Genomic DNA, 21,348 nt, shown 5'->3' on the forward strand with positions numbered 1-21,348 from the left:
ATCAATGCTCACGAAGCACATCGGACGCATGAGAAAATCCATCCCTGTCAAAGCCGCCATCCTGGCTGGAGGCCTGCTGCTTGCACCCGTCGCGGCATGGGCGCATCCGCATATTTTCGTCGAGGCCCGCCTGGAAGTGCTGGCCGGACCCGACGGCAATGTGCAGGAGCTGCGCAACGTCTGGCGTTTCGACGAGGTCTTCTCCTCCTCGGTGCTGATGGATTTTGACAAGAACACCAACCTGAAGCTCGATCCGGACGAACTCAAGGAAGTCGGCAAGACGGTGCGCGATTCACTGGCCGACTACGATTATTACACAAACCTGTCGCTCAACGGCAAACCCATCAAGGTCAACAAGCCCGACATCATCAATGTTGACTATCAGGAAGGACAACTCCTGATGTTCTTCGCCGTCAAGCCGTCCGAGACGATGCCGCTGAAGGGCAACAAGCTCAGCTTCGGTATCTACGACCCGACGCTCTACACCTCGATCGACTTCCCTACCGACAATGAGCTGGTGACCGAGGGCACCGCCTTCAAGGACTGCAAGCAGCAGGTCGTGCGCCCCAATCCGGACGAAGTCATCGCCGAGAACAAGACGACCCTGACGGACGCCTTCTTCAACGATCCGACGGGAACGACGATGTCGAAACTGTTTGCAACGCGGATAGACGTTCAATGCTGATATCGCGGATATGGAGGCTGGTTCCGGCTGTGGCGTTCGCCTTTCTGGCGGCGGCAAGCCTTGCCCATGCCACCGGATCCCCGCTTGGCATCGGTACGGCGGAGCCAAGCTTCCAGCCGATGGGCGGGCCGCTGGCGCCGATCTTCCTTTATGTGAACTACGAGCAGCAGGCCTTCTACCGGGCACTCACCAAGTCGATAGAAGCTATGCGCGAGGATCCCTGGCAGCTCTGGACGCTGATCGGCCTCTCCTTCGCCTACGGCATCTTTCACGCCGCCGGTCCCGGCCATGGCAAGGCGGTCATCTCCTCCTACATGGTCGCCAACGAGATCGAGCTGAAGCGCGGCATCGTCATCTCGTTCATCTCGGCCCTCATCCAGGGCCTCGTCGCCGTCCTCGTCGTCGGTGCGGCCTATTTCGTCCTACGCGGCTCGGGCATCACCATGACGATGGCCACCAATGCCATGGAGATTACCAGCTTCGTCATGGTGATCATGTTCGGTGGCTGGCTGCTGTTTCGCAAGCTGCGCTCGATGATCCAGAGCCGCCCGCAGCGCCAGGAAATGCAGTTGGCGACATCGGCAGGCCCGATCAGCATGTCACTCTTCGCGGACGAGCCGGGGCCAGCGAAAAAGCTCTCCCGGCTCAGCGCCACGCCACAAACGGCCAGTCAGTATCAGTGCTACGATCCTGCGCATGATCTGGACAACGGCATGGTCTGCGAGACCTGCGGCCATTCGCATCTGCCCGATCCGAAAATGCTGTCGAACGAGAAATTCAGCGTCCGCGAAGCCTGGTCGGCAATCATCACCGTCGGCCTTCGCCCCTGCTCCGGCGCGCTGCTGGTCATGACCTTCTCGATGCTGAACGGGCTTTATCTCGGCGGTCTTTTGTCGGTCCTTGCCATGTCGATCGGCACGGCGCTGACCGTCTCGCTGCTCGCCATCATCGCCGTCTTCGCCAAGGGCGCCGCCGTGCATTTCACCGGTCGCGGCTCGAAGCTCTCGGCATGGGTCGGCAATGGCATAGAGATTTGCGGTGCGCTACTGGTGATCTGCACCGGCGTCGTACTGCTCGGCGCCTCGCTGCAAACCTGATCGGTTAAAGGTCCCGGCGCCGCTGGTAGCGGGCTCTCAGCCAGAAGACTAGGAAGAAGGCGAGGATGACGAGGACACCGAAGCCGGTGCCGAGCCAAGGCGAGATATCACCGAGCCGAACGATGACATCCGGCATGAAATACAGAAGCGCCATGGCGACCAGCAGGATGATGGCGGCGGCGATGGCCGTCGAGCGGGTTTCGCTGTTCTTATCCGTCAAGATGACCAATCCCTCGCGCATCGCCATTTATTGTCGGGCGAAGGCTTAGGCCAGCCGCCCGCGAAAGGCAACCGGCCCTTTATCGTGGTGACGATCAGACCTTGGCGCTCGAAACCGTCGCCTCGATATGATCGACCAGCGCATCGGGGAGACCGAGCCTGCCGGCGAGAAGATCAAGATAGCCGCGCTCGGCACGCGAATCCGGCTCGATCGCCAGGCGCGACGCGGCATAGACCTGCACGCGCTGCTCCTCGGTCTCAGCCGAGCCGACGATGGCGTCGATATCGACGGGGTTGGCAAGCTCGCGTTCGAAAAACGCTTCCGCCTCTGCGCCGACACCCGCCTGCTGCACCTTGCCGAGGATATGCTGCCGCTCCGCGTCGTCGATATGCCCGTCGGCGCGCGCAGCGGCGATCATGGCGCGGACGAGGGAAAGGGCGAAGTCATTGCTGGCGACGGCCGGCGCAGTGCTGAAGCCGGAATTGGAGGGTGGCGGCAGGAATTGCGGTTCCGCCTGCTGGGCAGGCTGCGGCGTTGGTTGCGGCGCATTGCCGGCCTGATAATTCTTGTAGGCCTGATAGCCGAGCCCGGCGATGGCGGCGAGCCCGCCGAGCACCAACGTATTGCCGGCAACCTGGCGTCCGGTCTTGGTTCCGAGCAGCACGCCGGCGATGGCGCTGGTCGCCATCGGATTGTCCCTGGCGAGATTGATGGCCTGCGTCGCCTTGTCTTTCACGCTTCCTTGCAGTCCTGGTACCTGCGTCCCCAGAAATTGGTCCAAAAGCTTGCGGGCGTCGATCATATGGGTGGTCCTCCGTCCTTGTGATGGCCAGAGTGAGATAGGAATTGCTGCCGCAAATACAAATCCGCCACATGCAAAAAAGGGCGCGCATGGAGCCCATGCACGCCCTTCGAGCAATTTTGTTTACGAAGTTCAGCCCTTCAGCGCGGCCGCCTCGGCGGCGAGCTTGGTGATCCCGGCCCAATCGCCGGCGGCGACCAGCTCCTTCGGCGCGACCCAGGAGCCGCCGACGCAGATGACGTTCGGCAGCGACAGGTAATCGAGGGCATTCTTCAGCGAAATACCACCGGTCGGGCAGAACAGCGTGCCGGCGAGCGGCGAGGACAGAGCCTTCAGATAGGCAGCGCCGCCGGCCTGTTCGGCCGGGAAGAACTTCAGGACCTTGTAGCCCTCTTCGCGCAGCGCCATGACCTCGCTCGCGGTTGCCGCGCCCGGCAGCAGCGGCACGTCGGAGGTGCGGGCAACATCCAGCAGTTCCTGCGTCGTGCCGGGGCTGACAATGAACTTGGAACCGGCCGCGACGGCTGCATCCCACTGCGTGACATTCAGGATCGTGCCGGCACCAACCTCGGCGCCCTCGACTTCCTCGGCTACAGCGCGGATGGCATCGAGAGCGCCCGCGGTGCGCAGGGTGATCTCGATGGCCTTCAGGCCGCCGGCGACAAGCGCGCGGGCGAGCGGCACCGCCGATTTCGCATCCTCGACGACAAGGACGGGAACGACGGGCTGCAGTTTCAGGATGGAAAGAAGCTTTTCGGTTTTCTCGCCCATGGTTGGCGCGCTCCCTTAAAACGATTGAAATCCGGACTTCGAATAGCCTTCCCGAGGGTCCTTGTCGAGACAAAAGCTCGACCCAGATACAATGGGTAGGAAATTGCGAAAACTTCCGTTAGTGTACCTAGATATGTGCGGCTGGAGCGTGTCAAACGCATGGCAAAAGAGATCGAGCGAAAGTTTCTGGTCCGTGGAGATCGCTGGCGCGAGCTCGCCTCCGAAAAGCTCGTCCTGCGGCAGGCCTATGTCGCCACCATGGATGATCGTTCCGTGCGGGTACGGCTGACCAACGACACTATCGCGACCTTGACCATGAAAATCGGCAAGGCCATGACGCGCGATGAATTCGAATATGAGATCCCCGTCGGCGACGCCGAGGAACTGCTCGGCAATGCCATCGGCCTCGTCATCGAGAAAACCCGCTACAAGGTGCCCCATAAGGGTTTCGTCTGGGAAGTCGACGTCTTTCGCGGCGCGCATCGCGGCCTGGTGGTCGCCGAGGTCGAGCTGAAGGACGAAAGCGACGATCCGGAATTGCCGGATTGGATCGGCCGCGAGGTGACCGGCGAATATCGCTATTCCAACCAGGCGCTCGCAACGCAGTTCGAACAGGAATACGATGAGTTATCGCATTCGGCCTGACAAGGCCCTCGATGACGAAGTCCATGCCGTCGCAGCGCAGCAGCTCGGCAAGGCGATCGCGGCACTTGCCGATCGGCCGGAGGGATTGCACGAGGCGGTGCATCGGGCGCGTAAGCATATCAAACGCGTACGAGCGCTCTATCGGCTCATTGCCCGACGGGCACCGGAATTCCAGCGGCAGGAAAATGACAGGCTGCGGGAGATGGCCAGGACACTCTCTGGCGTTCGCGACGCCACCGCGCTGATCGAGGCCAGCCGCTATCTGCACGAAACGGCGACATCAAAGGACGAAGCCAGAGCGCTTGCCCGCATCACGAAGGTGCTCACGGCCCGGCGCGACCGCTTGTCTGAGGCCGAAACCGAACTTGAGGACAAGGCCAAAGCAGCGATTGCCATCTGCCATGATGCACTGGAGGCGCGGAAAACCGCCTCCTTCGAGAGCGGCCGGCGCGAAACCGCCCGTCTTTTTCAAAAGAGCTGGCACAGGACCGGCCGCAAGGCAAAAGCGGCGCTCTCCGAATGCCATGCCGAAGCCCATGCCGACCAGTTCCACGACCTGCGCAAACGCAGCCAGGATTGCTGGATGCACCATGCGCTGCTGCGCGACGTCTGGCCCACGGCGATGCACGCCAAACAGCTCGAAGCCAAGGCACTGGTGGATGTGCTCGGCCGTTACCTCGATCTGTCGATGCTGTCCGAAGTCACCGACCGCGAGCCGCATCTCTTCGAGGGCAGCGACGACCGTGCCCGCCTGCTGGAGGCCATCATCTCCCGCCAGCAAACCGCCCGCCAGGACGCGCTCGCCAAAGCCCTCTGGGTCTTCGCTGACGAGCCGGAACGCGAGGCACGGACGATCAAGCGGCTTTGGCTTGAAGCGGGAGACTAGACTCCCGCCCCTGGGTACCAGCTTTCGCCATCGACAAGCTTCGGCCGTACCGGGTCACGGAGACAGCTCCTCAAGCATGCGCCCCTTCGTCTCCACCGCAAACACCGCAGTGATCAACGCTCCGAACAGAAGTATCCCGGCGAAGGCAGCGAACACGCTCTGAAGCCCGAAATGGGCCATGAGCCAGCCGACAACGATCGGCCCCGCCGAGGATCCCAGCCGCAGCCAGGCACTGCCAACACCGGTGCCGATGGCGCGAAGCCGGGTCGGGTAGATTTCCGCGGAATATAGGTAGAGCGAAAAGGTGACCGTCTGCACGATCGCGTAGGCAAGTCCGGCACAAACGAGCACCTGCTCGGCTGACGTCGCGCCGAGAAAAGCCAGTACGACAAGCGGTATGGGCGCGAGGATCAGAGCGCAGGTATACCACCGCTTGCGGCCAACCGTATCGATCAGCAGCGCGCAGATGATCGCTGCAATCACACCGCCCACCGAGGTCATGAACCCATAGGCCAGGCTGGTCTCCAGCGGCAGGTTGAACGTCTGGCGATAGAGGGTCGGCAGCCAGGTGATCGTGCTGTTCGCCACCATGTAGGATGTAAACCACATGGCCCAGATGGTCAGGGTACGCTTTCTGTAGATCCCCTGGAACAGTTCGCGCCAATTGGACTCGCGGCGGGCATTGGCGTTGATCCCGACAGGCACCGGTTCCGGCAGTTCCCTGCCGGCCGCGCGGACACTGTTCTCGAGCCGGGTGACGATCTTGTCGGCCTCAGCATAGCGGCCCTTGGATGCAAGCCATCTTGGAGATTCGTGCATGAACCAGCGAAGCGGCATCATCAGGATCGCGGGGACCAGACCGACGGCAAACATGACTTTCCAGCCGTAGACCGGGACCATCAGATAGCCGATCAGACCGGCGCCCACGAGGCCAAGGAGAAACATGACCTCGTAGAGAAGGAAGAAGCGCCCGCGGCCCTTCGACCCGATATATTCGTTGATATAGGCACTGGCGACCGGCACCTCGCCGCCCGTTCCAATTCCCTGAACGAAGCGGAAGAGGATCATCGTTCCGGCGCCCGCGGCAAAGAGGCAGGCGATGTCCATGCTGACGAAGAGCAGAATGGTGAACAGCAAAACCTTGAGACGACCGAGCCTTTCGGCAAGCCAGCCGAAGAAGACCGCGCCGACAAGCTGGCCGAGATACCCCATCGACAGGATCATGCCGGTCTGTTGCGGGGAAAGGCCCCACTCGCGCACGAGAACCGGCATTGCATAGGCAATGGCGATCACGGTGTAGCCATCGAAGAATGTCGCCGCGCCGACAATGTTTCTGGCCCAGAACACCTCGCGGGTGATCGGCAGGCGTTCGAGGCGCGCACCGATATCGGCCTGGCCGTCGAAGTGCACGCCCTCTTTCAACGCGGATGGTTGATGTAGCATTTTCTCCTCCTCTAGAAGGCCCCCGTGGCTGACGCCACCTCCTCGGATGCCTTCATGCATGATTCTCGGTCGAATTAGGTGGTTTGATCCTCGGCTTGAGCAGTCGATGTCGACGGGGTGCCGTAGGTCCGGCACATGTGCGCCGAACCCATCAGGCATCTCGTTCGTCAGATAATGCCTGAGGACCTGAGTGCTGCCTTGATCTCCTCTTCCGCTTCCTTCGAAAGATCGAGCAGCGGCGAGCGAACCGTGGCGTTCTTGAGAATGCCGCGCGCGACCAGCGCGATCTTCAGCGCCACCGTGCCTTCCATGTGGGAGCCGCGATGATAGATGGCCTTGGTCACCGGCAGGAGCTGGTCGTGAAGCTTGCGCGCCTTGACGTAGTCCTTCGCCTTGCCGGCCTCGATGAATTTCACCAGGAGTTCCGGAGCGACATTGCCATAGCCAACGAGCGCCCCATCGACGTCGAACATCGTATGCAGCAGATATTCGTCATGGCAGGTGAGGATCTGCAGATCGGGAAACTCGTTGCGCAGAACCGGAATCTCGGTGTCCCAGCGCTTCATGTTGCGCACGCCGTTCTTGGTGGCGACGACACCTGGCTGGGCGGCGATCTCAAGCTGGGTCTTGAGGTTGTAGGTCGCCTTGGTGACATCAGGATACTGAAACAGGATGCATTGCAGGCCGGATCCCTCGTGGATGGCCCTGTAGCGATCCTGCGGCGCGCCGTCCTGATATCCGAACCGCAGCCAGCCGTGGGAAGGATAGACGAGCGCGCCGATGGCGCCGGCATCGGCCGCACGCTTGGCTTCCTTCGTGGCTACCTCCGTGCCTTCGCCAGTGATGCCAGCGATGATCGGAACCTGCCCATCGACGGCTTCGACCAGCGTCTCGATGAGCTTGACCTGTTCGTCCTGCGTCAGGAACGTGCCCTCACCGGCATGGCCGAGGCAAACGAGGCTTTTGACGCCCTGGATGGACACCAGCCAGCGGGCCAGCTCGGCGTTTGCGGCATAGTCAACCTTACCATCCCGCGTGAATGCGGTGACGGGCGCCGGGCTAAGGCCGCGCAGGTCCATCACCGGCGTCTTCGTTTCCGTTGCAAGCTTGGGATCGTGAACCGTCATTGGAATCCTCCTCCGTTTTGGGATCGTTAATGGGAACGTTCCCACTATCGTTTTCGAAAACCCTGGAGTCAAGTGTGATTTTGAGGCATTTATAAAAGGCGCTGCGTGCGATGGTGCGGCTTAAGGATGACAGATGGCAGTAGACGAGACAGACAAACTGCGGACGGCGCGCATTACGATTCACGACGTTGCGGCAGCGGCGGGAGTTTCAAAATCGACGGTTTCCCGCATTCTCGACGAGCGGCTTCCGCAATCCGATAACGAGACCGCCAGGCGAGTCAGGAAGATCGCGACCGATCTCGGCTATGTGCGCGATGTGTCTGCCGCCAGCCTCAGGCGCGGCAAGACGATGACGGTCGGGGTGATCGTTCCGCGATTGACGGACACCGTCATGGCCATGCTCTATGAGTCGCTTGCGAAGGCCTGCAGCCGCTCGGGCCGATTTGCCATCGTGGCGACGACGGACGACAGGCCGAAGGCGGACAGGCTGGCGGCTGAATCGCTTCTCCATAGAAGCGTTGATGCGCTGATCCTCGCCACCGCCCGCGAGGATGATGACTTTCCGACCATCCTGACCGAGCGCGGTGTGCCCTACGTGCTGGCACTCAGAACCGACGGCCGCAGCCTGTCTTCGGTCGGCGACGACCGGCTTGGAGGTTATCTTGCGACACGACATCTGCTCGATCTTGGTCATCGGCGGATCGGCCTGATTGCCGGCCCGTCCTATGCATCCAGCGGCCGCGGACGCGTGGAGGGCTACAAGCAAGCGCTCCTGGAGGCGGACATCAACATTGATCCGGATTTCGTCGTCGGCTCGACTTTCGGCATCGACTCGGGCGCGGAGGCGGCGGCCACGCTCATGAACATGAAGAACAGGCCGACCGCAATTTTTGCCGTGAACGATAATACCGCCATCGGCGCCCTTTCGATGCTGACGAAAATGGGGCTTTCGGTTCCGGGCGACATATCGCTCGTCGGATACAACGACATCCCTATCGTCAGCCATTTGCCAACCCCTCTCACGACACTCCGGGTACCGTTCGATCAAATCGCTTCGGAAGCGCTCGATCTGCTGGCCGCGAGTACGATCGCCGAAGATGATCGCATCCGGATTTCGGCTCCGACGCTCATTCCGCGCAAATCGACCGCGCGGGTGAAGATCTGACAGGCCGCCGGCGGCGTCGATGATAGGCTCACATACAAATCCCGATTGCCTGACGGCGCGCAAAATTGTATTTCCCCGGCATGACGGACATTCTTTCGACCTCGCGACACGAGGCAGGTGGCGCATTTCTCGTTGCGGCCCTTTATCATTTCGTTTCTATCCCGCGCTTTGAAAGCCTGCGGGAGCCCTTGCTTGCGCTCTGCGAGGCGAACGGCGTTAAGGGGACGCTGCTGCTCGCCCATGAAGGCATCAATGGCACCATCGCCGGCACGGATGCGGGCATCGGCGCGGTGCTGTCCTTCCTGCGCGCTCAGCCGGAATTTGCCGGCCTGGAGCACAAGGAAAGCCGGGCTTCGAAAATGCCGTTCGTGCGTATGAAGGTGAAGCTGAAGAAAGAGATCGTCACCATGGGCGTCGAGAATATCGACCCCACCAAGGTCGTCGGCACCTATGTCGCGCCCAAGGACTGGAATGCGCTGATCTCCGACCCCGACACCATCGTCATCGACACGCGCAACGATTATGAGACCGCGATCGGCCTGTTCAAGGGCGCAGTCGATCCGAAGACCAAGACCTTCCGCGAATTTCCGGAATGGGTGCGCCAGAACGAAGGCCTGCACAACAAGCCGAAGATCGCCATGTATTGCACCGGCGGCATTCGCTGCGAAAAGGCGACCGCCTTCATGAAGGAACAGGGTTTCGACGAGGTCTTTCATTTGAAGGGCGGCATTCTGAAATATCTTGAGGAGGTGCCGGCCGAGGAAAGCCTGTGGGAAGGCGCCTGCTTCGTCTTCGACGAACGCGTCTCCGTCGAGCACGGCCTGAAGGAGGGCAATCACAAGCTCTGCCATGCCTGCCGCCAGCCAATCACAGCGGAAGAAATCACCTCGCCCTTCTATGAAGCCGGCGTCTCGTGCAGCCATTGCTATCACGAGCGCAGCGAGGAAGACCGCGAACGTTACCGCGAGCGCCAGCGCCAGATCGCCCTCGCCCGCAAGCGCGGCCACGAGCATATCGGCGGCTGATCTTCGAGAAAATCCGCGAAGAGCTGAACCGTTTTAGGCGGCGGTGTCGCGTTCCCTGTCCGGGACGCGGGCCGTTTGCGCCGCCAAGCGCCTGCTGATTTCAGCTTCCGGCATCGGTTTGCCGAAGAAATAACCCTGCAGCTCGTCGCAACCGAAGAGTTTCAACGCCGTCCCCTGCTCTTCCGTCTCGATACCCTCCGCCGTCACGGGCAGGTCGAGCGACCGCGCCAGCGCCACCGTCGCCTGCAACATGTCACGAGAGCGGCTGTCCGTCAGCACATCCATGGTCAGCGACCGGTCGATCTTGATGCGGTCGAAACCGAATTGGCGGAGATAGCCGATCGAGGAGAAACCGGAGCCGAAATCATCCAGCGCCACCTTGACGCCGAGCCTCTTCAGCCGCTCGATCGACTGGCGGGTGCGCTCCGGATTCTGGATCATGTAGCCCTCGGTGATCTCCAGCGTGACGCGCTCGGCTTCGATCTCCGCATCCTTCAGCACATGTCGCACATAATCCGCGAAAGCAGGGTTGCGGAACTGCCCCGGCGAAACATTGACGGCAACCCGCAGATCCGGCCATTGCCGTGCCGCGGCACACGCCTTGCGCAGCACAAGCAGCCCCAGCGCCTCGATCAGGCCGCTGGTTTCGGCAATGGGAATGAAAGCGTCGGGCGAGACCGGCCCGTGGCCGGGCCTGTTCCAGCGCACCAGCGCCTCGACGCCGGTGATCTCATGGCTCACCGCATCGACCAGCGGCTGATAGGCAACCGTCAGCTCTTGTCTGTCGATGGCATTGCGCAGGTCGAGTTCCAGCGCATTGCGCTCCTCGCGGTCGGTATCCATGGCCGTCTCGTAGCAAATCATGCGGGCGCGGCCGGCTTCCTTGGCCTTGTACATGGCGAGATCGGCGCGGCGCACCAGTTCCTCGCGGTCGATCCGACCCTCCGGCGAGCTGGCAATGCCGATGCTGGCGCCGACGACGATCACGCGGCGGCCGATCTCCAGCGGCTCGGAGAAGAAATCCAGCACCTGTTCGGCAAGTCGTAGCGCCGGTGCATGGTTCAGCTCCCTGGACGGAAAGGCGATTGCGAACTCATCGCCACCGAGCCGCGCCAGCGTCGCATTCGCCGGGATCAGCACATTGAGACCGGCAGCGACGGAGCGGATCAGCTGATCGCCGGTGCCGTGACCGTAGGCATCGTTGATTTCCTTGAAGCCGTCGAGGTCGAGATAGAGCAAGAGTACATTGCTGCCGTCGGCGCGGGCGCTCTCTACCAGCCGATCCACATCGAGGCGCAGCCCTTCGCGATTGAGAAGACCGCTCAGACGGTCGCGCAGCGAACCCTGGCGCGCCAACACCTCCTCTGCCCGCAACCGGCGCCCCGCCAGCGATCCGAGGATCAGCAGCACCACAAAGAACATGCCGACGAGGCCGAGAGCCCCGAGCACCAGCGGACGCGCTTGCTGATAGCTCGTGTCGCCCGGTCCGCGCGAGTTCCAGACCAGCCGCCCCAGCGATTTTCCGAGCGGATCGACGATCGAGACGGCGTAGCGTGCCTGTGTGTCCGGCGGCACCAGGCGCAGTCCGCTGATAATATAGGTATGGGAGAGCATCTTGAGCTTGGCGGCATCGAGATGCCGGGCAAAGATGAGATAACGACGCTTGCCCTCCGGCACGGGGATGCGGCCGGATGTCTCGCGGATCGTCGCCACGCCGACGGCGGCGATACCCCTTGAGGTCGTCACATAGCCGCTCGCCTCCGGCTCGCCGGTTATCCTCGTCTTGCGTACCTGATCGACGAGAGCCCAGATCGAGGCATCGAAGAAATCCCCCGCTCCCTCGGCCATCGGCTTTCCATCCCGATAGGCAATAATCGGCTTGTTGTTGTCGTCGACCACCAGCGCCGTATCGAACAGGGTGCCATCGGAGGTCATTTCGCCGTAATTGTCGACGATCCATTCCCGGCCACTCTCCGCATAGACATTTCTGGCGGCGGCATCCCGCGCCGCATAGTCATGCAGCGTCGCGTCGAGCTGGCCTTCGAAGGTCTTCAGTGCCCCCGCCGTGGTTTCCCACGAGCGTTCGTCGTCCAGCTTGTTGGAATAATCCGCAACTCGGCTGATCGCCGTCAGCACCATCAGCGTGACCACGGTAACGACCAGGGCGAATGAAAACAAAACGGCCGTCACGATGGAATGACGACCGAGCTGCTTGCTCCGCCCGAATGACCTGAAAACTGCTCCCAACACGCTTCTCCTTGAGCGGCGAAGTCTGCCGTCAGGTCTTCAAGAAACGGTTAAAGCGAGCCTATGATTCTTACAGGAAAGGGTTGTATTTTTATCGCCATGGTGGTCGATCAAGCAGCAGCGCGGATCGCCTGCGCAAAACGATCGAGAGCAGTCCCGAGTGCACCGTTTTTCTGCGCCTCCACAAGGACCACCGCCTGCGCCTCATCGCTCTTGCCGGCGAGCGGCACGCGCAAAAAAGCCTCCGGCATGACGCGGAGCGACATGGTTTGCAGCACGTCCGTTAGTTGCTCCAACACGAGATCGCCGCGATGCGAGGCATGTGCGAACATCAGCGGCTTGAACGGCACCTCGTCGCGCGACACTAGCCAATCCAGCGCATTCTTGAACCCGCCGGGAATGCCGTGGGCATATTCCGGGCAGGAGACAATCAGCCCATCGGCATCGCGGATCTTCTCCGCAAAAGATGCGACAATGGCGGGCGTTCCCTCACCCTCGTCATCCGGATTGAAGATCGGCAGATCACCGATGAAATCGCAGATCTCGATGGAAACGCCATCCGGCGATGCGGCGTGCAAAGCCCGCAGCAGCCGGCGGCTGGTCGAGGCCTGCCGTAAACTGCCGCAGAGAGCGTAGAGGGAGAGCGGACGCTGGATCATTCTTGAGATTTAACAGGCGCCGACGATTCGAGCGATAGCCACCCTCCCTTGAGGAGGAGGGTCGGACCGAAGGTCCGGGGTGGGGTGATCATTTGTTCATCCCACAAATCACCCGCGCGTTCCGCGCGACCTCCCCCCTCAAGGGGGAGGTGATGTGGCATCAATCCGCCTTGTGGTTCCCCTTCGGGAATTGAGCGGCGAGCTCGCTGTACCATCTGCCGCTCTTCTTCACGGTGCGTACCTGTGTCTCGTAATCGACATGCACGAGGCCGAAGCGCATGCGGTAGCCTTCCGCCCATTCGAAATTGTCCATCAGGCTCCAGGCGAAATAACCGCGCATCGGATAGCCATCCTTGATCAGGTCCGCGACAACGCCAAGATGCTCGATATAGTAGTCGAGACGCGGCTGGTCATCGACCTCGCCGTTGACGATGCCCATGTTGTAGCAGGCACCGTTCTCGGTGATGTAGCATTCCGGCAGCTCATAGCGTTTGTAGAGATCTTCGACGACATGCTTCAGGCCCGGCGCATAGATTTCCCAGCCGATATCGGTTTTCACGTCGCTGGCCGGCGGCGCTTCCTTCGTCCATGGGAAATCGCCGCTCTTGGAAGCGTCATCGGAGACGCGCATCGGCATATAGTAGTTCAGACCCCACCAGTCGAGCTTCTGGTTGATGGTCTTTAGATCGCCGTCTAGGACCTCGGGCATCCGGTCGCCGAGCGCCTCGACGAATTCCTTCGGATACTCGCCCTTGAAGATCGGATCGAAGAATGCGCCGTTGTGGAACTGATGGGCGCGCTCGACGGCGGCCTTGTCCTCGGCACTATCGGAGCCCGGCAGGATCGAGGCGGCGTTCAGCACGATACCGACCGGCACCTTCGGCGCTTCCGCGCGGATCGCCTCGACGGCAAGACCGTGCGCGAGGTTCATATAGTGCATGGCGTAAAGCGCCGCCTGTATGTTGCGTTCGCCCGGCGCATGGATGCCGTAGAGGTGGCTCAGCCAGACGATGCACCAGGGCTCATTAAAGGTGGCGACGGAATCGAGACGGTCGCCGAGGCGGGCCATGACGGTCTTGGCATAACGCTGGAAGGCATGCGCCGTCGAACGCGCTGTCCAGCCGCCATCTCCGGCGAGCGTCAGCGGCAGATCCCAGTGATAGAGCGTCGCGAAGGTCTTGATGCCCCGCGCCTTGCAGCCATCGACGAGCCGGTCGTAGAAGTCGAGACCGGCTTCGTTGATCGGGCCGGTGCCGTCGGGAATGATGCGCGGCCAAGCGATCGAGAAGCGATAGGCCTCGACGCCCATATCCTTGATCAGATCGAGATCCTGCTCCAGCCGGTTATAGTGATCGCAGGCGACATCGCCATTGTCGCGCTGAAAGACGCGGCCGGGCATGTTGGCGAAGGCATCCCAGATCGAGGGCTTACGGCCATCCGCCTTGGTGGCGCCTTCGATCTGGAAGGCGGCGGTGGCAACGCCGAACGTGAAATCGCCGGGGAAGCGGGCTGCGAGAAGCTTCGGATCGATCATAATGAAAATCCCGTCTGTTGTGGCTTCGTTGACGGCGGTTTAGCCAAGCCGAATGGCAAAGTACAGCGCCGGTCGAAGAAAAACTGCAACGTTGCAGGCATTAAAATTGAGCCGGCTACCGGCTTTCCGCAACCTTCGGTCGGCTACCCTCGACACGCCTCGGTGCGACCGATAACGCCAATGTCAACAGTCGTGACTTGTCTTTTCGACTCGGACCAATTGGAAGTAGCAAACCCATCCAAGAAGAAAGGAATCAAATGCTTTCAGCGATCCATACCTTGCAGCCCCATCTGTTGAGCCTCCTGCGCATCGTCTCCTCGCTCGTGCTGTTCAGCTATGGAACACAGAAGATCCTGCATTTTCCGGCGGCCCAGAACGTGCCGTCCGCATGGTCCCTGCCCTGGATTGCCGGCCTGCTCGAACTCACTCTCGGCTTCCTTGTGCTGATCGGCTTCCAGACGCGCATTGCCGCCTTCGTACTGTCGGGCCTGATGGCCTTCGCCTATTTCCTGCGCCATGCGTCGCAGAGCTTTTATCCGGCCCAAAATGGCGGCGTCTCGGCAATCCTGTTTTGCTTCATCTTTCTCTATCTGGTCGGCGCTGGCGCCGGACCTTTCAGCATCGACGCGCTGACCAAGCGTAAGCAAACGGTCACTGCTTGAACCTTGATCCGCCCGAGGCGGCGACTTGCGCCGCCTCGGAACATCTCGGTTTAGACCTTGACCCAGGCGCCATTGCGCTTCGATGAGGCAACGCAGGCCTCGACGAAAGCGACACCCTTCACGCCGTCATCGACGGTCGGATAGATGACGGCAGGATCGACCGCCACGCCCTTCTTGGCGGCATTGATGGCGCGCGCCGCTTCGGTGTAGATTGTGGCGAAGGCTTCCAGATAACCCTCCGGATGGCCCGACGGGATGCGCGAGACGCGGGCAGCCACAGCGCCGGAACCAGCGCCATTGCGCGTGATCAGCCGCTTTTGCTCGCCGAATGGCGTGTACCAGAGATAGTTGGGGTCGGCCTGCGTCCATTCGATACCGCCCTTGGTGCCGTAGACCCTGAGCTTCAGGCCGTTCTCATGGCCGGGCGCCACCTGGCTGCACCAGAGCATGCCCTTGGCCGGCTTTTCCGAACCCTTGGCCTTGAAGCGCAGCAGCACATGGGCGTTATCGTCGAGACGGCGGCCTTCGACGAAGCTGTCGAGATCGGCAGCAAGGCTGTCGAGCTCCAGCCCGGTGACGAAGGAGGCGAGATTATAGGCATGCGTGCCGATATCGCCGGTGGAGCCGCCTGCGCCGGATTGCGACGGGTCGGTGCGCCACGCCGCCTGCTTCTGGCCCGACTGTTCGATATTCTCGGTCAGCCAGTCCTGCGGATATTCCGCCTGCACGATGCGGATATCGCCGAGCTCGCCATTGGCGATCATCTCACGCGCCTGACGGATCATCGGATAGCCGGTGTAGTTATGCGTCAGGATGAACAGCGCACCGCTCTCGTCCGCCACCTTCTTCAGCTTCTTGGCATCGGCGAGGTTGGAGGTCAGCGGCTTGTCGCAGATGACATGAATGCCACGGCGGAGAAACTCCTTGGCGGCGTCATAGTGAACGTGGTTCGGCGTGACGATCGAAACCGCCTCGATGCCGTTCTTCAGCTTGGCTTCGCGGATCGCCATGTCGCGGTAGCTGGCATAGGTGCGCGACGGATCGAGACCGAGATCGCGGCCCGAGGCCGCCGCCTTTTCCGGCGAGGACGACAGCGCGCCGGCGACGAGATCGAACTGGTCGTCAATGCGCGCGGCGATGCGATGCACCGCGCCGATAAAGGCGCCAGCACCTCCGCCCACCATGCCGAGCCGAATGCGCGGCTCGCGCGTCTGTTCCGATGATCCTTCGATTGCCATAGGTTCCTCCTGGGAAATTGAATTGAACTTCACTTCTCCCCAGCGGGGAAAAGGTGGCCCGAAGGGTCGGATGAGAGGGAATCTCAGCGGACACTGCCTTTCGCTTATCGCTCAAGGCACTCGTCGCGACGCTCCTCGTCCCCCTCATCTGTCCTTCGGACATCTTCTCCCCGGTGGGGAGAAGAGAGAGTGTTTACAGCCCCAGCATGCGCCGGTTGGCCGCCTGATCCGTGCCGCTGCCGGCGAAATCGTCGAAGGCCTTCTCCGTCACGCGGATGATATGCGACTTGACGAATTCAGCGCCCTCTCGCGCGCCGTCTTCGGGATGCTTCAGCGCGCACTCCCATTCGACCACGGCCCAGCCATCGAAATTGTTAGCCGTCATCTTCGAGAACACCGCACCGAAATCGACCTGGCCATCGCCCAGCGAACGGAAGCGACCGGCACGTTCGACCCAGCCCTGATAACCGCCATAAACGCCCTGTCGGCCGGTCGGGTTGAATTCCGCGTCCTTGACGTGGAACATCTTGATCCGGTCCTTGTAGATGTCGATGTTGTCGAGATAATCGAGGCACTGCAGGACATAGTGCGACGGGTCGTAGAGCATGTTGGCGCGCGGATGGTTCTTCACGCGCTCCAGGAACATCTCGAAGGTGATGCCGTCATGCAGGTCTTCGCCCGGATGGATTTCGTAGCAGACATCGACGCCGTTTTCGTCGGCATGGTTGAGGATCGGCGTCCAGCGGCGGGCAAGCTCATCGAAGGCGGTCTCCACGAGACCGGCCGGGCGCTGCGGCCACGGGTATATGAACGGCCAGGCGAGAGCTCCGGAGAAGGTCGCATGCGCCTTGATGCCGAGATGCTTCGACGCCGTCAGCGCCATCTTCACCTGCTCGACGGCCCATTCCTGCCGCGCCTTCGGATTGCCGCGCACTTCCGGCGCCGCGAAACCGTCGAAGGCCTCGTCATAGGCCGGATGGACGGCGACAAGCTGACCCTGCAGATGGGTCGAAAGCTCGGTGACTTCGACGCCGTTCGAACGGGCAACGCCGGCGAACTCGTCGCAATAATCCTTGGAAGAAGCAGCCTTCTTCAGGTCGATAAGCTGGCCGGCCCAGGTCGGCACCTGCACACCGATATAGCCGGCATCGGCCGCCCATTTCGTGATCGAATCCCACGAGTTGAACGGCGCTGTATCGCCTGCAAATTGTCCGAGAAACAGGCCGGGGCCCTTGATCGTTTTCATGCGTAATTCCTCCCTGATCGCGTTCTGTAAACGTTTCCGATCCATCTTAACGCCCAGTTCCAGATGAACAAGGCGCAATTTCCTCGAGAAACAATAGGGCCGTCCGGCCGAAAGTCGAATGCATGGCGACCTAATCATGGCCCGCCGCGGACGGCAAGAGGTACGTGCCGCAAAAATCGTCGCGCCGTGCTAAACTCTTTGGCGGAACGCATAAAAAACGCCCGCCGGAACCGGCGGGCGCATGAGTTCAAATCAGCCGATCAGAACGGCGAATCGGGGAAGTAGAAATCCTTGGCATTGTCCTTGGTAACCAGGGTCGCATCCAGGATGTAATTGCCACGAACCGGAACCTGATCGTAGAAGTGAGCGGCGGTCAGCTCCATGGCCGTTCCGACCATTGCCGGCGGATAGAGCACGTCGACCGGGATCAGCTTGTCGCCGTCCATGACCTTCTTGATCATATCCTTCGAGCCGGCGCCGGCGACGACATACTTGATGTCGGTGCGCTTGGCCTGCTCGATCGCCTGCAGCACGCCGACGGCCATGTCGTCATCCTGACACCAGACGACATCGATCTTCGGGAACTTCGTCAGATAGTCCTGCATGACCTTGAAGGCATCGTCGCGGTTCCAGTTGCCGTATTGCCGGTCGAGAACCTTGACGTTCGAGCCGGCGATGCCCTTGTCGAAACCATCCTGGCGCTGCTGATCGATCGGGATCGGCAGACCGCGGATGATAACGACCTGCGCATCCGGTGTCGTCGCCTTGATATATTCGCCCGCCGTCTGGCCGAGTGCCGGATTGTTGCCGGCGACGTAGAGATCGCGGACGGAATTGTCGTTGTTGCTCGGCGCACGGTCGACGAGCGTGACGAACTTACCCTTGTCCTTGACTTCCTTAATAGCGTTGACCAGCGGATCCGGGTCGGACGGCAGGATCACGAGGGCGTCGATGCCCTGAGTCTCGAGGTCCTGAACCGCATTAGCCTGGCTTGCCGCATCCGGCGACGTCTTGACGATGACGGTGAGCCCCGGATGTTCCGCCATCAAGAGCTTGGCGACGCGCTCGGCATGGAAGACGACGCCCGAGGTCCAGCCGTGGTCCGCCGCCGGAATGGAAACGCCGATGGTCACTTTCTTGTCCTCGGCATGCACCGTGCCGGCCAGAGCCGCCATCACGATCGCCAAGCCAAATAGTCTTTTACGCATGTTTTATCCTCCCAGATAGAGACAGGGCCTTGTCATAAGAACCGGGCGCCCCCTGACCCGGTTATTCACGATTTGCGCGCAAGCGAACGCTGAACCAGCATGGCGATGATGATGATCGCACCCTGGATGGCGCTCAGCAGATACTCGCTGATGAAATTGGAAAGCAGCATGATGTTGCCGACGAGTTCGAGGATGAAGGCGCCGCAGATCGTGCCCCATACCCTGCCCGCACCGCCCTTCAGAGCCGTACCACCGACAACGACGGCGGTGATCGCCTGCAATTCCCAGAGAATACCCGTCGTTGCCGATGTGGAGCCAAGCCGCGGCACGTAGAGAAGCACGGCAATCGCCACACACAGGCCCTGGATGACAAAAGCGACAGTGCGGACACGATTGACCGCCACGCCGGAATAGCGCGCAACGTCGCGATTGGAACCGACGGCGATGACGTGCCGCCCATAGCGGGTGCGATAAAGAATGAAGGCCGCAACACAGGTGACGGCAAGGATGACCACGATCGGAACCGGCACACCGAACACTGAGCCGTAATAGGCGGGCTTGTAGAGCGCCTGCACCTCGGCCGAGCGCAGTGTGATCGCGCCGCCCTGCGACAACCACGTCGTTAAGCCACGGTAGACGCCCATGGTGCCGAGCGTCGCGATGAACGGCTCGATCTTGCCCATGGTCGTGATGAGACCATTGGCGAGGCCGCACAAGACACCGGCGACGATCGCGAACAACGCAGCGGCCGCCAGCATCAGGGTTGGATCTGCGATGACGCCCGAGTTCATCAGGAGGATCATCAGGCTGGCGACGAAGGCGACCATCGCGCCGACCGACAAATCGAGATCGCCCGCCGAGATGACGAAGGTCGCCCCCACGGCTATGATCGCAATAAAGGCGCATCTCGTCGCGACATTGGTCAGATTGGTCATGCCGATAAAATTCGGATTGACCAACGCGCCAACGATCAAAAGCAGCAGCAGCGCTGCAAACGGTGCGACTGCCCGCAGATCGACATCCCGCCAGGATCGGCCCCGCCCGCCTGTCTTCTCGCTGCTATCCTCGCCGACGCTCATATCCAAAACCAACCTCCCGTCCCATTATTGCTGGGAATTCGCTCGTATTTTTTGCCGCCTGCTCAGGCAGCCGCCTTTTTCTTCAAGCCTGCCGCGTAGCGCATGATTTCCTGCTCGGAGATCTCCTCGCCTTCGAGCACGCCGACGATCCGGCCCTCGCGCATCACGGCAACCCGTGTGCACAGCCCGATGACCTCGGGCATCTCGGACGAGACCACGATGATCGAGTGGCCGTCGCGCGCCAGTGCCGAAATGAAATGATAGATCTGCTGCTTCGTGCCGACGTCGATCCCGCGGGTCGGTTCGTCGATGATGATGATCTGCGGCTCGGTCTCCATGACCTTGGCCAGAAGCAATTTCTGCTGATTGCCGCCGGACATGCGGCCGGCGACGATATTGCCATCGCGAACGCGGATATCGAAACGGCGGCGCGCCCGCATGAGCGCATTGGCTTCGCTCGCGGCACTGAGATAGCCGAACTTGCCATGCCGATCCAGGGATTGCAGGGTGAGGTTCGCGGTCATGCCCGAATTGAGAAGCAGGCCCTTGGATTTCCGGTCCTTGGTCATATAGGCAAGGCCCGAGCCGATCGCGGCGTGAACATCATGCGCCGGCACGGATTGCCCATTGACGATCACGTCACCGGCGAGGCGCGAGCGCAGCCCGACCACCGCCTCCATCAACTCGGTGCGGCCGGAGCCGATCATGCCGGAAAAGCCTAGGATCTCGCCCTTGCGCAGCTCGAAACTTGCATCGCGGACATAGCCCGTCGAAAGGGAGCTGACGCTGAGTACGACCTTCTCATCCACATCGGGCTCGTTCTTGGCGGGATAGAGGCTGGAAAGCTCACGCCCAACCATCAGCTGAGCGATCGACTCTCCGTCGAGCAGCGAGGTCGGTGATGTCTTCACCCACTGGCCGTCGCGCAGGACGGTGACCCGGTCCGTCAGCTCCATGACCTCATCGAGCTTGTGGGAGACGAATACGAAGCTCGTGCCCTGGTCGCGCAACTTGCGCACCTGCTTGAACAGAAAGTTGGTTTCCTCTCGCGACAGCACGGCAGTCGGCTCGTCCATGAAGACGATCCGCGCATCTCGGCTGATCGCCTTGGCGATCTCGACCATCTGCTTGTCGGCGATCGAAAGCGTGCCGATCATGGCATTCTCATCGACATGCGAACCGAGCAGGTCGAGAACGCGCCGCGTTTCCGCCCGCATATGCTTGCGGTCGAGCACGCCGAAACGCGTGACTTCGCGGCCGAGAAACAGGCTTTCGGTAACGGTCAGGTGTTCGGCGAGATTGAATTCCTGGTGGATGATGACGATCCCAAGCGCTTCGGCGGCGCCATTCGGCGGCAGCTTCACCGGCTTGCCGTCGAGAAGGATCTCGCCAGAGCTTGGCTGCTCGAAACCGGAGAGAACCTTGACGAGCGTCGACTTGCCGGCGCCGTTCTCACCCATGAGCGCATGGATCTCACCGGCCCGTAGATCGAAATTGACGCTGAACAAAACCTGCACGCCGCTGAAAGACTTGCAAATCCGCCTCGCGGACAGCACCACAGCGCCGTCGACGGCCTCCGAAACCATCACTTCCTCCCTGTGGCTCCACC

General features: G+C 61.3%; 20 protein-coding genes. 7 read left to right on the forward strand and 13 right to left on the reverse strand.

Annotated features, from left to right (window positions below; all coding sequences use genetic code 11):
* The first annotated feature begins 28 nt into the window (after positions 1-28).
* Complete coding sequence (locus tag AB6803_RS11065) at positions 29-685, forward strand: DUF1007 family protein (protein ID WP_371108907.1); 657 nt, start codon at positions 29-31, stop codon at positions 683-685.
* Entirely contained in the window at positions 679-1,782 is a 1,104-nt protein-coding gene (locus AB6803_RS11070; protein WP_371108908.1) for a nickel/cobalt transporter, read from the forward strand. The genes AB6803_RS11065 and AB6803_RS11070 overlap by 7 nt, the downstream gene beginning before the upstream one ends.
* A 4-nt stretch (positions 1,783-1,786) precedes the next feature.
* On the opposite strand, the gene AB6803_RS11075 is transcribed toward AB6803_RS11070, so the two are convergent.
* From AB6803_RS11075 to AB6803_RS11085, 3 genes are all read right to left on the reverse strand, one after another.
* Positions 1,787-2,029 carry a hypothetical protein gene (locus AB6803_RS11075; RefSeq protein ID WP_183696533.1) on the reverse strand — a complete coding sequence of 81 codons (243 nt, stop codon included), beginning with the start codon at positions 2,027-2,029 and terminating at the stop codon, positions 1,787-1,789.
* A gap of 67 nt (positions 2,030-2,096) precedes the next feature.
* A complete protein-coding gene (locus tag AB6803_RS11080) occupies positions 2,097-2,804 on the reverse strand; it encodes a tellurite resistance TerB family protein (protein ID WP_371108909.1) in 708 nt (235 codons plus the stop codon).
* A gap of 132 nt (positions 2,805-2,936) precedes the next feature.
* Positions 2,937-3,575: a 2-dehydro-3-deoxy-phosphogluconate aldolase gene (locus AB6803_RS11085; protein WP_371108910.1), complete on the reverse strand. Its 639-nt coding sequence runs from the start codon at positions 3,573-3,575 to the stop codon at positions 2,937-2,939.
* Between the two features lie 159 nt (positions 3,576-3,734).
* On the opposite strand from AB6803_RS11085, the gene AB6803_RS11090 reads away from it, so the two are divergent.
* Positions 3,735-4,220: a CYTH domain-containing protein gene (locus tag AB6803_RS11090; RefSeq protein ID WP_371108911.1), complete on the forward strand. Its 486-nt coding sequence runs from the start codon at positions 3,735-3,737 to the stop codon at positions 4,218-4,220.
* Positions 4,198-5,106: a CHAD domain-containing protein gene (locus AB6803_RS11095; RefSeq protein ID WP_371108912.1), complete on the forward strand. Its 909-nt coding sequence runs from the start codon at positions 4,198-4,200 to the stop codon at positions 5,104-5,106. Before AB6803_RS11090 ends, AB6803_RS11095 begins: the two co-directional genes overlap by 23 nt.
* Before the next feature lie 54 nt (positions 5,107-5,160).
* Here the strand turns inward: AB6803_RS11095 and AB6803_RS11100 are convergent, their stop codons facing one another.
* Complete coding sequence (locus AB6803_RS11100) at positions 5,161-6,549, reverse strand: MFS transporter (protein ID WP_371108913.1); 1,389 nt, start codon at positions 6,547-6,549, stop codon at positions 5,161-5,163.
* A gap of 167 nt (positions 6,550-6,716) precedes the next feature.
* On the reverse strand, positions 6,717-7,676 hold the full coding sequence (locus AB6803_RS11105; protein ID WP_371108914.1) for a dihydrodipicolinate synthase family protein: 960 nt from the start codon (positions 7,674-7,676) through the stop codon (positions 6,717-6,719).
* A 133-nt stretch (positions 7,677-7,809) separates the two neighbouring features.
* Here AB6803_RS11105 and AB6803_RS11110 point away from each other — a divergent pair, with 133 nt between their 5' ends.
* Positions 7,810-8,841 (forward strand): LacI family DNA-binding transcriptional regulator, encoded by a 1,032-nt coding sequence (locus tag AB6803_RS11110; RefSeq protein WP_371108915.1) that lies wholly within the window; start codon positions 7,810-7,812, stop codon positions 8,839-8,841.
* An 80-nt stretch (positions 8,842-8,921) separates the two neighbouring features.
* Positions 8,922-9,866 carry a rhodanese-related sulfurtransferase gene (locus tag AB6803_RS11115; protein ID WP_371108916.1) on the forward strand — a complete coding sequence of 315 codons (945 nt, stop codon included), beginning with the start codon at positions 8,922-8,924 and terminating at the stop codon, positions 9,864-9,866.
* 33 nt (positions 9,867-9,899) lie between these two features.
* Here the strand turns inward: AB6803_RS11115 and AB6803_RS11120 are convergent, their stop codons facing one another.
* The 3 genes from AB6803_RS11120 to AB6803_RS11130 all read right to left on the reverse strand — a co-directional run bounded on the left by AB6803_RS11120 (position 9,900) and on the right by AB6803_RS11130 (position 14,306).
* Positions 9,900-12,113 carry an EAL domain-containing protein gene (locus AB6803_RS11120; RefSeq protein ID WP_371108917.1) on the reverse strand — a complete coding sequence of 738 codons (2,214 nt, stop codon included), beginning with the start codon at positions 12,111-12,113 and terminating at the stop codon, positions 9,900-9,902.
* A gap of 110 nt (positions 12,114-12,223) precedes the next feature.
* On the reverse strand, positions 12,224-12,769 hold the full coding sequence (locus AB6803_RS11125) for an NADPH-dependent FMN reductase (protein ID WP_371109010.1): 546 nt from the start codon (positions 12,767-12,769) through the stop codon (positions 12,224-12,226).
* A gap of 163 nt (positions 12,770-12,932) precedes the next feature.
* Complete coding sequence (locus tag AB6803_RS11130) at positions 12,933-14,306, reverse strand: GH1 family beta-glucosidase (protein ID WP_371108918.1); 1,374 nt, start codon at positions 14,304-14,306, stop codon at positions 12,933-12,935.
* Between the two features lie 257 nt (positions 14,307-14,563).
* On the opposite strand from AB6803_RS11130, the gene AB6803_RS11135 reads away from it, so the two are divergent.
* Positions 14,564-14,968 (forward strand): DoxX family protein, encoded by a 405-nt coding sequence (locus AB6803_RS11135; RefSeq protein WP_371108919.1) that lies wholly within the window; start codon positions 14,564-14,566, stop codon positions 14,966-14,968.
* A 50-nt stretch (positions 14,969-15,018) separates the two neighbouring features.
* On the opposite strand, the gene AB6803_RS11140 is transcribed toward AB6803_RS11135, so the two are convergent.
* The 5 genes from AB6803_RS11140 to AB6803_RS11160 form a co-directional block, all read right to left on the reverse strand.
* Positions 15,019-16,206, reverse strand: coding sequence for a Gfo/Idh/MocA family protein (locus tag AB6803_RS11140; protein WP_371108920.1), 1,188 nt, complete (start codon positions 16,204-16,206; stop codon positions 15,019-15,021).
* 193 nt (positions 16,207-16,399) lie between these two features.
* Positions 16,400-17,452, reverse strand: a complete 1,053-nt coding sequence (locus tag AB6803_RS11145; protein WP_371108921.1) for a sugar phosphate isomerase/epimerase family protein — start codon at positions 17,450-17,452, stop codon at positions 16,400-16,402.
* A 260-nt stretch (positions 17,453-17,712) separates the two neighbouring features.
* Positions 17,713-18,660, reverse strand: coding sequence for a substrate-binding domain-containing protein (locus tag AB6803_RS11150; RefSeq protein WP_371108922.1), 948 nt, complete (start codon positions 18,658-18,660; stop codon positions 17,713-17,715).
* Between the two features lie 65 nt (positions 18,661-18,725).
* Positions 18,726-19,739, reverse strand: coding sequence for an ABC transporter permease (locus AB6803_RS11155; protein WP_034517498.1), 1,014 nt, complete (start codon positions 19,737-19,739; stop codon positions 18,726-18,728).
* A 62-nt stretch (positions 19,740-19,801) separates the two neighbouring features.
* Positions 19,802-21,325 carry a sugar ABC transporter ATP-binding protein gene (locus AB6803_RS11160; RefSeq protein WP_371108923.1) on the reverse strand — a complete coding sequence of 508 codons (1,524 nt, stop codon included), beginning with the start codon at positions 21,323-21,325 and terminating at the stop codon, positions 19,802-19,804.
* Positions 21,326-21,348 lie beyond the last annotated feature (23 nt).

Source organism: Rhizobium sp. RCC_161_2, assembly GCF_041355235.1.
Lineage (GTDB): Bacteria > Pseudomonadota > Alphaproteobacteria > Rhizobiales > Rhizobiaceae > Rhizobium.

Coding starts and splice junctions, on each gene's coding strand:
- AB6803_RS11115 (WP_371108916.1), top strand. CDS start 8,922: ATGACGGACATTCTTTCGACCTCGCGACACGAGGCAGGTGGCGCATTT.
- AB6803_RS11070 (WP_371108908.1), top strand. CDS start 679: ATGCTGATATCGCGGATATGGAGGCTGGTTCCGGCTGTGGCGTTCGCC.
- AB6803_RS11085 (WP_371108910.1), bottom strand. CDS start 3,575: ATGGGCGAGAAAACCGAAAAGCTTCTTTCCATCCTGAAACTGCAGCCC.
- AB6803_RS11075 (WP_183696533.1), bottom strand. CDS start 2,029: ATGGCGATGCGCGAGGGATTGGTCATCTTGACGGATAAGAACAGCGAA.
- AB6803_RS11155 (WP_034517498.1), bottom strand. CDS start 19,739: ATGAGCGTCGGCGAGGATAGCAGCGAGAAGACAGGCGGGCGGGGCCGA.
- AB6803_RS11080 (WP_371108909.1), bottom strand. CDS start 2,804: ATGATCGACGCCCGCAAGCTTTTGGACCAATTTCTGGGGACGCAGGTA.
- AB6803_RS11145 (WP_371108921.1), bottom strand. CDS start 17,452: ATGAAAACGATCAAGGGCCCCGGCCTGTTTCTCGGACAATTTGCAGGC.
- AB6803_RS11110 (WP_371108915.1), top strand. CDS start 7,810: ATGGCAGTAGACGAGACAGACAAACTGCGGACGGCGCGCATTACGATT.
- AB6803_RS11105 (WP_371108914.1), bottom strand. CDS start 7,676: ATGACGGTTCACGATCCCAAGCTTGCAACGGAAACGAAGACGCCGGTG.
- AB6803_RS11150 (WP_371108922.1), bottom strand. CDS start 18,660: ATGCGTAAAAGACTATTTGGCTTGGCGATCGTGATGGCGGCTCTGGCC.
- AB6803_RS11160 (WP_371108923.1), bottom strand. CDS start 21,325: ATGGTTTCGGAGGCCGTCGACGGCGCTGTGGTGCTGTCCGCGAGGCGG.
- AB6803_RS11095 (WP_371108912.1), top strand. CDS start 4,198: ATGAGTTATCGCATTCGGCCTGACAAGGCCCTCGATGACGAAGTCCAT.
- AB6803_RS11135 (WP_371108919.1), top strand. CDS start 14,564: ATGCTTTCAGCGATCCATACCTTGCAGCCCCATCTGTTGAGCCTCCTG.
- AB6803_RS11065 (WP_371108907.1), top strand. CDS start 29: ATGAGAAAATCCATCCCTGTCAAAGCCGCCATCCTGGCTGGAGGCCTG.
- AB6803_RS11090 (WP_371108911.1), top strand. CDS start 3,735: ATGGCAAAAGAGATCGAGCGAAAGTTTCTGGTCCGTGGAGATCGCTGG.
- AB6803_RS11100 (WP_371108913.1), bottom strand. CDS start 6,549: ATGCTACATCAACCATCCGCGTTGAAAGAGGGCGTGCACTTCGACGGC.
- AB6803_RS11130 (WP_371108918.1), bottom strand. CDS start 14,306: ATGATCGATCCGAAGCTTCTCGCAGCCCGCTTCCCCGGCGATTTCACG.
- AB6803_RS11140 (WP_371108920.1), bottom strand. CDS start 16,206: ATGGCAATCGAAGGATCATCGGAACAGACGCGCGAGCCGCGCATTCGG.